This is a genomic window from Nemorincola caseinilytica, assembly GCF_039540515.1.
GTDB lineage: Bacteria > Bacteroidota > Bacteroidia > Chitinophagales > Chitinophagaceae > Nemorincola > Nemorincola caseinilytica.
On the sequence record NZ_BAABFA010000024.1, the window covers coordinates 263,251 to 275,418 of the forward strand.

10 protein-coding genes are annotated in these 12,168 nt (G+C 53.7%); 4 read left to right on the plus strand and 6 right to left on the minus strand.

From position 1 onward, the window contains the following. Positions 1-7: 7 nt before the first annotated feature. Positions 8-1,873 carry a pseudouridine synthase gene (locus ABD843_RS15815; protein WP_345085354.1) on the minus strand — a complete coding sequence of 622 codons (1,866 nt, stop codon included), beginning with the start codon at positions 1,871-1,873 and terminating at the stop codon, positions 8-10. Between the two features lie 114 nt (positions 1,874-1,987). Here ABD843_RS15815 and dnaG point away from each other — a divergent pair, with 114 nt between their 5' ends. Continuing rightward, positions 1,988-3,955 (plus strand): DNA primase, encoded by a 1,968-nt coding sequence (dnaG, locus tag ABD843_RS15820; protein ID WP_345085357.1) that lies wholly within the window; start codon positions 1,988-1,990, stop codon positions 3,953-3,955. 2 nt (positions 3,956-3,957) lie between these two features. On the opposite strand, the gene ABD843_RS15825 is transcribed toward dnaG, so the two are convergent. From ABD843_RS15825 to ABD843_RS15840, 4 genes are all read right to left on the minus strand, one after another. Beyond that, positions 3,958-4,224: a hypothetical protein gene (locus ABD843_RS15825; RefSeq protein WP_345085360.1), complete on the minus strand. Its 267-nt coding sequence runs from the start codon at positions 4,222-4,224 to the stop codon at positions 3,958-3,960. Beyond that, entirely contained in the window at positions 4,221-4,493 is a 273-nt protein-coding gene (locus ABD843_RS15830; protein WP_345085363.1) for a hypothetical protein, read from the minus strand. Before ABD843_RS15830 ends, ABD843_RS15825 begins: the two co-directional genes overlap by 4 nt. 52 nt (positions 4,494-4,545) lie before the next feature. After that, entirely contained in the window at positions 4,546-6,219 is a 1,674-nt protein-coding gene (locus tag ABD843_RS15835) for a helix-hairpin-helix domain-containing protein (RefSeq protein ID WP_345085365.1), read from the minus strand. 286 nt (positions 6,220-6,505) lie between these two features. Next, a complete protein-coding gene (locus tag ABD843_RS15840) occupies positions 6,506-7,000 on the minus strand; it encodes a hypothetical protein (RefSeq protein ID WP_345085367.1) in 495 nt (164 codons plus the stop codon). Positions 7,001-7,355: 355 nt separating this feature from the next. Here ABD843_RS15840 and ABD843_RS15845 point away from each other — a divergent pair, with 355 nt between their 5' ends. The 3 genes from ABD843_RS15845 (at position 7,356) to ABD843_RS15855 (ending at position 11,259) form a co-directional block, all read left to right on the plus strand. Next, positions 7,356-9,224: a tetratricopeptide repeat-containing sensor histidine kinase gene (locus ABD843_RS15845; protein ID WP_345085369.1), complete on the plus strand. Its 1,869-nt coding sequence runs from the start codon at positions 7,356-7,358 to the stop codon at positions 9,222-9,224. Then, positions 9,221-9,967: a LytR/AlgR family response regulator transcription factor gene (locus tag ABD843_RS15850; RefSeq protein WP_345085372.1), complete on the plus strand. Its 747-nt coding sequence runs from the start codon at positions 9,221-9,223 to the stop codon at positions 9,965-9,967. Before ABD843_RS15845 ends, ABD843_RS15850 begins: the two co-directional genes overlap by 4 nt. Positions 9,968-10,311: 344 nt before the next feature. Then, a complete protein-coding gene (locus ABD843_RS15855; protein WP_345085375.1) occupies positions 10,312-11,259 on the plus strand; it encodes an NAD-dependent epimerase/dehydratase family protein in 948 nt (315 codons plus the stop codon). 97 nt (positions 11,260-11,356) lie between these two features. Here ABD843_RS15855 and ABD843_RS15860 read toward each other — a convergent pair whose 3' ends face one another. Then, a complete protein-coding gene (locus tag ABD843_RS15860) occupies positions 11,357-12,133 on the minus strand; it encodes a T9SS type A sorting domain-containing protein (protein WP_345085378.1) in 777 nt (258 codons plus the stop codon). Positions 12,134-12,168: the final 35 nt, after the last annotated feature.

Here is a 12,168-nt window from a genome sequence, read left to right on the forward strand (position 1 = left end):
TATACCGTTACGACTTGAAATGTTTCAGCAGCCTTATCTCTTCCTCGTTCAGGTAGCGCCATTTGCCACGCGGCAGGTTCTTCTTGGTAAGGCCTGCATATACCACGCGGTCCAGTTTTTCTACCACATACCCTAGCGACTCGAATATGCGCCTCACTATACGGTTCTTGCCGCTGTGTATCTCCAGTCCCAGCTCGTTCTTCTGTTCCAGGTAGGCCATTTCGTCCACCTCGGCCTTGCCATCTTCCAGTTCCAGCCCGGCCATCACCTGCTCGAAGTGTGCTTTCGTCAGTGGTTTGTCCAGGGTCACATGGTATACCTTCTTCACCTCGTACGATGGATGCGATAGTTTCTGCGTCAGCATACCGTCATTGGTCAGCAGCAGCAGGCCGGTAGTGGCCCTGTCCAGCCGCCCTATGGGGAACAGCCTACTGGCATCGGCATTGGCCACCAGGTCCATCACGGTCTTGCGGCCGCGCTCGTCCTCGTTGGTGGTTATAAAGCCCTTGGGTTTGTTCAGCAGCACATATATCAGGCCCTTTTGCGGGGTCAGCTTTTTGCCGCCCAGGGTCACTTTATCGTCTTTCTCTACTTTATGGCCGGGTTCCAGTACCAGTTCGCCATTCACTTTCACCTTGCCTTGCTTCACCATTTCGGCGGCGTCGCGGCGGCTGCACTCGCCACTATGAGCTATATATTTATTCAGCGGCATGGGGTAGCTGGCCGCCGATGTCACTTGCTTGCGCGTATCATTGGTAGGCCGCCATTCTGCATCGTCGCCAAAATACTCGCGGTCGTTCTGGCGTGCTGCCATTTCATATTCCTCACGCTCGGTATAGCGGTTCTCTTTCTTATGGTCCTCCTTGCTCTTTTTGCGTTCGGGCATCCCGGCAAAGGGTTTATCTGCCGGCTTTTTGCCTGGCTTGCTATCCCTGCTGCCACTGTCCCTGCGCTCGCGGAATGGCCTTTCCTCTCGGTCCATGCTATCATCAGCACCCGGTTTGCCCCTCCTTTTCGGTTTCATAAAGGGTGGCACTTCTTCCAGCCCTTTGCTGAATGTCACACCTGTCTTTTTAGGCTTTTCTTCGCCTTCCTTCAGTGGCCTTTCTTCCTTGAAGGGGTCATTATCGCGAAAGCGTACAGGGCCTTTTTCTTTGCCGTATGGCTTATCTCCATCCTCGCGCTTGCGGAACGGCCTTTCCTCCCTGTCTCCACGGCTATCGTCGTCGCGTCTTGCGGGCTTCCTGCCGTATGGCTTGTCTCCAATTTCGCGCTTGCGGAATGGTCTTTCTTCCCTGTCGCCACGGCTGTCATCGTCGCGCCTTGCGGGCTTCCTGCCGTATGGCTTGTCACCATCCTCGCGCTTGCGGAACGGCCTTTCTTCCCTGTCGTCACGACTGTCATCGTCGCGCCTTGCGGGCTTCCTGCCATATGGTTTGTCCCCATCCTCGCGCCTGCGGAATGGCCTTTCCTCCCTATCTCCACGGTTGTCGTCGTCGCGTCTTGCGGGCTTCCTGCCGTATGGCTTGTCACCATCCTCGCGCTTGCGGAATGGCCTTTCTTCCCTATCTCCGCGGTTGTCGTCGTCGCGTCTTGCGGGCTTCCTGCCATATGGCTTATCACTTTCTTCGCGCCTGCGGAATGGCCTTTCTTCCCTATCTCCGCGGTTGTCGTCGTCGCGTCTTGCAGGTTTCCTGTCAAATGGTCTATCGTTATCATCAGCACGCTTACGGAATGGGCGCTCATCCCGCTCCTGCCCGCCGTCATCCCTTCTTTTGAAGGGCTTTTTGTCGAAACTGGCGGCAGGCCGGTCGTTATTGGCTTTATATCCTTTCTTAGGAGCCCCGGGGCCCGTAGACGTTCTTTTGTTCATGAAAACACTTTTCTAGCCTGCAAAGCTACCATAAATAAACCGATGCTACATATATGCCTCGCTGATGTATGATGCCTTTCTTCCCCTATCGGGCGTTAGGTGTACATTTGCAGCGTGATAACCCAGGCCTCTATAAAAACGGTAATGGACCGCGCAGACATCATAGATGTGCTGGGCCAGTTCATACGTTTGAAAAAAAGAGGCGCCAACTACATTGCCAATTGCCCCTTCCACAACGAAAAGACACCATCTTTCAACGTTTCTCCGGCCAAGGGTATTTTTAAATGTTTTGGCTGTGGCAAGGCGGGCGATGTGGTCACTTTTGTGCAGGAGCACGAAAAGCTCACCTATCCCGAGGCCATTCGCTGGATAGCCGACTATTACAAGATACAACTGGAGGAGAGCGAGCGCACGCCCGAGCAACAGCAGCAGCAAATGGCCAGCGAGGCCCTGCGCATACTCAACGAATATGCCGCCGGTTACTTCCACGATACCCTGCTCAATACCGAAGAGGGGCAGCTTGTAGGCCTTAGTTACTTCAAGCAGCGTGGCTTCAGGAAGGATATCATAGACCGCTTCAAGCTCGGCTTCAACCCCGACAGGGGTGATGTCTTCTACCGCGATGCGCTGGCCCATGGCTATAGCGCCGAGGTGCTGGAGCGCGCAGGCCTTGCCAAGAACCGCAACGGCATATACCACGATGTGTATCGTGGCCGCGTCATATTCCCCATACATGGTATGACGGGCCGCATACTGGGTTTTGGCGCACGCATACTGCGCACTACCGACAAGGCGCCCAAGTATATAAACACGCCCGAGAACGAGCTGTATGTAAAGAGCCGTGTGCTCTATGGTATGTACCAGAGCCGCCAGGCCATAGGCAAGCTGGATGAATGCCTGCTGGTAGAGGGTTATACCGATGTCATATCGCTGCACCAGGGTGGGGTAGAGAATGTAGTGGCCAGTAGCGGTACCTCGCTCACCGAAGACCAGTTGCGCCTCATAGGGCAGCTTACGAAGAACCTCACCATCCTTTACGATGGCGACCCCGCCGGTATAAAGGCCGCCCTGCGCGGGCTGGATATGGCCCTCTCGCAGAGCTTCAATGTGCAACTGGTACTGCTGCCCGAGGGCGAGGATCCTGATAGTTTTGTACAAAAGTCGGGCGCGGCCAGGTTCCACGAGTATATAAAGAGCCATAAGCAGGATGTCATCAGCTTTCGCCTGCAGGTGGGTATGACCGATGCCGGTGATGATCCCGTGAAGCGCTCGAAGCTGGTAAATGAGATAGCCGAGAGCATTTCCCGCATCAACAAGGCCGAGGATTTCGCCCTGCAGTCGCATTACATAAAGCTGGCCGCCCGCAGGCTGGATGTGGATGAGGCAGGGCTTATAAACCTCATCAACAAATACATCCGCGACCGCATAGAGACCGAGCAGCGGCATGCACGCCGTGCCGAGGGCCTGCCGCAGACCCCGGCCGCCATGCCCGATCCTGCTATACTGCCCACAGAGCAGGAAACACAAGGCCAGCCCGCACCCCCGTCTTCAGACGAGGAGCAGGAGTGGCAACTGCTGCGGGTGCTCATAGAGTATGGCGCTATGCCCTACGAAGGTCATGCATCGGTAATAGAGCTAATGGAAGAGCGTGTAGAGACACCGCTGCTCATGAACCCCACGGTACGACAGCTTTTCGAAGAGCATATGGCCCATTACAAGCGTACCGGACAGGCATACGATGTGCAGTACTACCTGCGCTACCCCGATGAGGCGGTACGCACCCGCATGGCATCGCTACTGCACTCTACACCCGATATAAGCCAGAACTGGAGCGAGAAATATGGCATGGAGGTGATACCTGTGCAAATAGTGGGTGTGAACGATGTGGATAGTACACTCTGCTACTTCGAGCTGAAGAAGATACTGCATATGCAGACCGAGCTGATAGAAAAACTGCCCCACGAAAAAGACCCATTGAAGCAGATGGCCATGCAACAGCTATTCCTGAAGCTGCGTGCCACCGAAAGAGACATCCTCAAACGCCACGAGACCGTGGTATTCAAGGCATTGAAGTACAGGTAGCACTACCTGAAACTATTGAACTCGAATTTCTTCCTGAAGTGCAGCTTTTTGCCGTAGAAGCCGGGCTTGTTCATGTTCCTGGCTACATATGCCCGCAGCTCTTCCGAACTTTTTATTTTGTACAGGGTAGTATCGGTCACAAGGGTCGCTATCATACCCCAGCTATTGGGTTGGCTTATCGTGTCTACCCGCAGCAGTACTGTTCCGCTGAACGACTTGTCTGAAATGAAACTGCTATAGGGCGCATTGAGGAATTTTACCCCATTCACTTCCGAGAAGTAACCTTCGGCATGTTCCAGCCCACGGTTGTCACCACCACGGTCATATAGGTCACATTCAGCCGGTAGTTCCCATCCCGCTCTACTACAAAATAGTTGTGTGCATTGGTATCTTCGTTAAGTTTCCATAGTCCTTGCAAATGTGCATCGGCCTCTACCATCGGTTGTGCATCCAGCGGTTGCTGGCACAGGTATTTCACAGGTACCTCATTATTGTAGGGTGCGCAAAAAAAGTACAGCAGCAGGAGTATATTTATCATAGCACATTCTTTTTGAATGGTAAAAATATAAGATCGGTAAGAATGCAGGTACTTACCCCTTCCTTTTCTCTTTGTTCTTTTCTAAAAAGGCCTCCAGCTCTGCCCTTGTGTAGCTGCTCAGGTTGTTCTGCCGCAGCAGGCCGCCTTTTTGGGCCACCATCACCCCATAGTAGGTATCGCGGTATCCCTCTATGCTGTGCGCATCAGGGTCTACCGATAGCAGCACGCCGCGCTCCTGCGCATATGCTATCCAGCGCCAGTCCATATCCAGGCGGCGGGGGTGGGCATTTATCTCTATCACCACATCATGCTCTTTGCAGGCGTCTATTATGGTCTTATGGTCCAGCGGATAGCCCTTGCGCGATAGCAGCAGCCTGCCCGTAGGGTGCCCCAGTATGGTGGTATAGGGGTTGCGTATGGCACGCAGTACCCGCTCCATGGCCTTTTCTTCGGTCATTTTCAGGTTGCTGTGTACGCTGGCTATCACCAGGTCGAAGGTGGCCAGCACACTATCTGCATAGTCCAGGCTGCCATCGCCCAGTATGTCCGACTCTATACTTTTGAATATCCTGAACGGGGCCAGCCTTGCGTTCAGCGCATCTATCTCCTGGTGCTGTTCGGCCACGCGCTCGGGCTTCAGGCCGTCGGCATATACTGCTGTTTGCGAGTGGTCGCTTATCACCAGGTATTCCAGCCCTGCATCGCGGGCGGCTATGGCCATCTGCTCCAGCGTATGCACACCGTCGCTCCATTTAGAGTGCGAGTGTATGATGCCCTTTATATCGCCCGGCACTATGATACCCTCGAATGTACTTTGCGGCTGCTGCAGCACCTCTGCCGTCTCGCGCATCATGGCCGGTATCACAGGAAGTCCGTTGGCAGTAAATATCTCGTCCTCGCTCGCAGGTGCATCGGGCAGGGTATATTTCTCTTTGAAGGCTGTCATGAATGCCTCGCTGCCCGTGGTCTCGAACAATGTGCGGTAAAAACGTTCAGCATCTGTAAAGTGGAAATGCAGCTTTGGCTGTCCCGGTATCGTTACTGTCATCAGCGCTTCATCATCATGGCTCACCGTCACACCCTCTGTATCGCCGAAGGCTACCGACAGGGTGGCCGCAGGCACATCGGTCACTATAGCTATGTGTTCTACCGTCTCGCACTGCCTGCGTACATCGCCCGTCAGGGCAAAGGTATTGCCCGGGTAGCGCGCCTGCAATTGCTGCAGCATCGCCCCGGCTATGGCCTCGGCCTCTGCCCACAGGTAGAAGCCCGCATTCTGCTTCATATAGGCTATGTTCTGCAGTACGCTCTCCTGCGTCTTCGCGCCAAAGCCCTTCAGCGATACCAGCCTGTTCTCATTACAGGCATATTCCAGCTCTCCCAGCGACTCTATGCCCAGCTCCATCCATATCACGGCTATCTTTTTTGGGCCCAGGCCTTTTATCTTCAGCATGTCCAGTATGCCGGGCGGTGTGCGTGCCAGCATGTCTTCCAGTGCCTGCAGCTTGCCGGTGTTCAGCAGTTCGCGTATACGTTTCGCGGTCGATGCGCCTATGCCCTTCATGCTGGCCAGGGTAGCATCGTCCATTTCTGCCGCCTCGCCGGGCAGGCGCTCTATATTGTATGCGGCTATGCTGTAAGACTTCGTTCTGAAACTGTCCTCGCCATGTATGTCCATCAGCTTGCTCAGCAGTGCGAAGTGGTCGGCTATTTCGTAGTTGGTCATTTTGGTAACATGCCCCGTGCTATGGGCCGTTCCAAAAGTAATGATAACGGCTCATAAGCCGAACCGCCCCGTATCAGCGGGGCGGTTCAGATGTTTCAGGGCCATATATGTGGCCGCTGTGGGGTAATGCATAGTGCCAGGTACTTACAGGGTCCTATCTTTTTTTGATCAACTCATTTTTTACTTGTTACCGGTTTCCCTGCGAGGAGCGAACCCCTGGAAAAGGGCTCGCTGCAGGGGCCTATCAACTATTTTGGTTTCTTTTATACATCCCATCAGGCGTTTGTCAGAAGAACATGTTGCCCTCACGCTCATATCCATTCACATTGCTCTTCCAGGCCTTTTTTAGCTGCTCGTTCAGCTGGCCATGCAGGCCATACGGTGTGTGAAATGCTCCCGTTCTGCTGAAGATGACGATGGATGCGATATCGGCCTCGTCTATTCGGTAGCCATCGGCGCTGCTTCTCACCCTCACCGATGCCAGGTCGCCGTTCTGCAGCAGGAAGAGCGGGTTAGTAAGAGCAGGGTAGTGGTTCTTGTTGCGCATATCGGCCTCCCAGTTGAATACGCCCTGCCGGGTATGCTCTATATTGCGCCATCCCATGTTGAAGCCGAAGCTATACCGGGTGGCATTGGCGGGCAGGCCCACCACGCTGCCGGTATGCACATTGTACATCAGCGATACCTCTGTGCGGTCCGTAGTGCCGGTGAGCCCGGTATTGCACACATAGCGCCCGGTGATGTTGATGCCCGTAGGCAGGCCCGCAGGTTGCATAGGCATGTTATGGCATATATCATTTGCAGACCGGTATGTTCTTGCCTGTTCCATCGTATAGAGGTGTTATTAACAAATGGCTGTTATTAGCCTGTTGCCTGATGTAAAATTGCGATGCCCCGGGCCCTTTCTCTACGGGAAAAATCACGTTTTTTTCAGGCATTTTTGCCCCGGCAGGCGCAGGTATGCCATTTGTTACGGGCTTGCCGCCCTATCTGGCTACTACCCGTTCACACATTCTTTGTACTCACTTATGTATCGGCCTGTTCCCCGAGGCGGCATTATATATACCTTAGCATTCTTTGTTTTGAGCAGTGCCAGCACATCATATGGAGATCGGATATACAGGCTTGCAGTATGCATGCTGGTGGCCGTTCTGTGTACCATTTCGACAGACCTGTATGCTACCAGCAAGGATACGGCCATAGCGCGGCTGCAGCATGCCGCAAAGGACAGTATAGCCACCGATCCCCGTGTTGCCGTATCGCTTGCTACCCGTGCCTACGATATGTCGCTGCGGCAGGGCGATATGGAAAGTGCCGCGCTCAGCCTCAATATCAAGGCATCGGCCCAGCATGAGGCCGGTGACCTCAACGATGCCATCGCCACCTTCATACAGGGTATAGACATCGCTCATCGCCATGGGCTGAAGGACCTGGAGGCCGATCTGACCCTCAACATAGGCATAGTTTACGAGAACCTGGCCGATTACAAGAGTGCCTTGCAGCATTTCGAGGCAGCATTGCGTGCCTTTACTACACGGAAGGATACGCTAAGCCTCGGTAATGGCTATTACAATATGGGAGTGCTGACGCTGCATATGCAGAACGATAAACTCGCCACCCGTTATTTCGACCTCGCCGCACAGATGTATACCGCCATAGGCGATCTGTCGCATCTGGCCGGTACATACATTGCCATAGGGGGCAGCTATGCCAATATGCAGCGCCACAGGGAGGGGCTCGGCTACCTGCTGAAGGCCCGGAAGATAAACGATTCCCTGAACAGCCACGAGACCTCAGCGCTTTGCGATATGAACATCGCGCTCTGCTACCAGGAGCTCAAAAAGGCCGATTCTGCGCTGTATTTCTATGGCAAAACGCTTCAGAGGTTCAATACCATGAACCCCGATTACAACCATGTGTTCCTTCACCTCAATATAGGTTCTGTATACGAAGAGCTGCTGCGCCGGCCCGAGCCTGCAATAGCCAATTACAAGCAGGCGCTAAAGATAGCCGGAGACATCAGCTATCCGCTGGGCATGTGTATAGCCTATGGCAACCTGGCAAGCGTATACAAAATGATAGGCGATCATAAAAAGGCCAACGAATACCTGGGGCTGCAGATGGTGATAAAGGACACTATACTGAACCGCGAAAAGGTGGCCGCCCTGGAAGAGATGACCGCAAGGTACCAGACCCGCGAGCTGGACGATAAGAACAAGTTGCTGCGCAAAGAGAACGACCTGCAGCGCCTGAGGCTGCGCAATAAAGACCTTCTTATATACAGTGGTTTTGGCGCTACGCTGCTATCGCTGGTGATAGGGGTACAGGTAGTGCGGCAGAACCGGCTGAAGGCCGCACGGCAGAAGCTGGAACTGGAACAGCGCCAGCTGCAGGCGCAGATGAACCCGCATTTCATTTTCAATTGTCTCAACTCCATACAACAGTTCGTATTACAGAACGATAGGGCCAATGCCAATAAGTACCTCGCCGATTTTGCCCTGCTCATGCGCCAGACACTGGACAACTCGAAGGATGGCACCATATCGCTGCACCGGGAGATAGGCTACCTGGAGAATTACCTCTCTTTCGAGCATATGCGATACGAGAACAAGTTCACGCATACCATCACCTGCGCGCCCGATATTAATACCTATACCACCGAGGTGCCTGCCATGATAGTGCAGCCCTTTGTAGAGAATGCCATAAAACATGGCCTCTGCAACCTGGAAGAGGGTGGGGGAGAATTGAGGATCTCTTTCTATATAAAGGATGGTTCGCTGTATTGCGAGGTAGATGACAATGGCATAGGTATGAAGGAGGCGCAAAAGCTGAAGGAGCGCAGCTTCATACAACACCAGAGCCACGGTATGGAGCTCACCCGCCAGCGCCTGGCCCTTACTGCCAAAATGCAGAATGCAGAGCATACCATCAGCATCATCGACAGGTCGGCGCAGCCCGGCGGGCGTGGCACTACAGTGATCATAAAATTCCCACTCGATATATGATAACAGCTATAATAATAGACGACGAACCCAAAAGCGTATTCACCCTAAAATGCTTTCTGGAGGAGCACTGCCCATCGGTAAAGGTAGTGGCCGTGGCAGGCAGCGCCCGCAGCGGAAAGGAATTCATAGAGTCGCTGCAGCCGCAGCTTGTCTTCCTGGATATAGAGATGCCCATGGGCAGCGGTTTCGACCTGCTGCGCTCCCTGCCGAAGATCGACTTCGAGATCATCTTCATCACCGCCTACAACCAGTATGCTATCAATGCCTTCCGGTTCTCGGCCGTAGATTACCTGCTGAAACCCCTGCGCATACCCGAGCTGGTGCAGGCCGTAGAGAAGGCCGAGGCGCGTATACGCAACAAGGTGCTGATGGGCAATTATGAGCTGCTCATGCGCAATATGAGCGAGAAGAACGCCGCCCGGCAGAAGATATCATTCACCGAAAGGGGAGAGCAGTACATGGTACCCGTAGAGGACCTCTCTTACCTGGTGGCCGATGGCAACTATACCCATGTACACACCGCCGATAAGGTATACCTCACTACCCGTACTCTCAAGGAGTTCGAAGACCTGCTGCCACCCGGCATGTTCTGCCGCATACATCATGGATATATCGTGAACCTGGATCATATAGCAAAGGTGCAGAAGGGGCGCGGCGGCGCTGTGGTGATGAAGGATGGCAAGGTGCTGGAGATAGCCATACGCCGCAAAGAGGCTTTCAAGAAGGCTTTTGATAAGGCATAGAAGGTATTAGCGGGGCCTGTTCCGCACTTGTGTAGGCTTTAGGCGCAAATACGAACTTTATTATTTTCCCGTTCGCCGGCTACCTATTTTTGGTACATGGCAGGTAAAAATAGCTCTTGGACCCTATCATTTTTGCTTTGGTAAGTTACCGATCTGTATTCTGAAGAGTGTATCCCCAACCCCCATCACGGCCAATATATTAGATATGGCTCGCGAGCATTCCACCCGGAATGCTCTTTTTTTATACCCCTGCCGCCTCTATTATCCTTTAGCAAAAACAAGATCCGTCAATTATTTGTGAAACACATATCTACTTCCTATTTTTAGCCCTCTCCGAACGAAAAATGAAAAAAGATAAAGTACTCGTTATAGGCGCGGGCGGCCAGATAGGTGTAGAGCTCGTTGCTGCTTTGCGCCACCTGTATGGCGCCGACAATGTAGTGGCCACCGATATCCGCGAGGCACACCCCATGCTGAAGGGCCGCGGCCCTTACGAGATACTAGATGCCATGGATGGCAATGCCATCAGGGCCATCATCAGCAAGTATGGCATCACGCAGGTATACCTGCTGGCCGCCCTGCTGTCTGCCACAGGCGAAAAAGACCCCAGGCGCGCCTGGGACATCAATATGGAAAGCCTGTTGCAACTGCTGGATATAGCCGTGCAGGAAAAGCTGGCCAAGGTATACTGGCCCAGCTCTATAGCGGTCTTCGGCCCTACCACACCCCGGGATAATACCCCGCAGCAGACCATTATAGAGCCGCGCACCGTATACGGCATCAGCAAGTATGCCGGCGAGCAGTGGTGCCAGTACTACAACCTGCGCTGGGGGCTGGATGTGCGCAGCCTGCGCTATCCCGGTCTCATCAGCTGGAGGTCGGCACCCGGCGGCGGCACTACCGACTATGCCGTGGAGATATACCACGAGGCGCTGAAGCATGGCAGGTATACCTGCTTCCTCTCTGAAGATACCTACCTGCCCATGATGTATATGGACGATGCCATACGCGGCACCATAGAACTGATGGAGGCGCCCGCCGAAAAGCTGGGTACCCGCATGGCATACAACCTTTCGGCCATGAGCTTCTCGCCCAGAGAGATAGCCGAGGCCATACGCAAGCACATACCGGACTTCGCCATAGACTATGCGCCCGACTTCCGCCAGCAGATAGCCAATGGCTGGCCCCGCAGCATAGACGACTCTGTGGCCCGCGCTCACTGGGGCTGGAAGCACGACTTCGACCTGGCCCTCATGACCGCAGACATGCTGAAGAACCTCGGCGGGAAGTAATTGGTAGTTCTAAAGTTATAAACAAGAAGCCCGATGCGCTACTCAGCATCGGGCTTCGATATTTTTATGGTAAAGAATGAATGACCGGGGGAATGCTTTACTTCCTTACTACCAGCTTCGTTTCTCCGGTGGTAGCGCCGGTGGTCACTTTTACGGCATATATACCTGCGGGCATTTCAGACAGGTCCAGCTTGTATTTGTTGTTACCAGCCTGTGTTTTGAAGTTGTCGGTGCTTATCAGCCTGCCTGCATTGTCTACCACCTGTATGTTGGCATATCCTGCCTCTTTTACCGTCATTGCCAGCGATGCATGGTCAGTGGCAGGGTTGGGATAAACACTCAGGGGCATTTCCGTAGCTTTTATATCATGTGCCAGGGTGGTTATGCCCAGTGCCGCATCTATATCGTTGTATAGCTTGCCTATGTCCACCACATCGTTCTGTATGCCGTATATGCGGTGGTCGGTACCGCCCAGCACCACTATCTTGGGCATGCCGGGTGTACCATATTGTGCCTGCACAAAGGCCGTGTTGGAGAAGGTGGGCATCAGCGGCAGGCCGTTCGCATTGCGCCATGCCATAAGCGATGAGCAGGGTGTGGCAGCCTCGTCATCGGCCAGGTACATCACCACGCGCCCGGGATGGCTGGTGCCATAGGCGCTCACCACGTTCTGCGCATCCTGCGAGGGGGCTATGCAGCCCACGCACGGCATCACGAAGGATACCACTATTATCTTGCCTGCATCCAGTTGCTCAAAAAGATGGTAGGGCACACCCGAACAATCATTTATAGTGAAATCTGTGGCCGTGGTCTGTGCGTTCACACTTGCCGTGGCCAGCATCGCACTTGCCAGCAGCATCAGTATCTTTTTCATTCCCTGTTCGCTTTACTTCAAAGATATGGATAAAA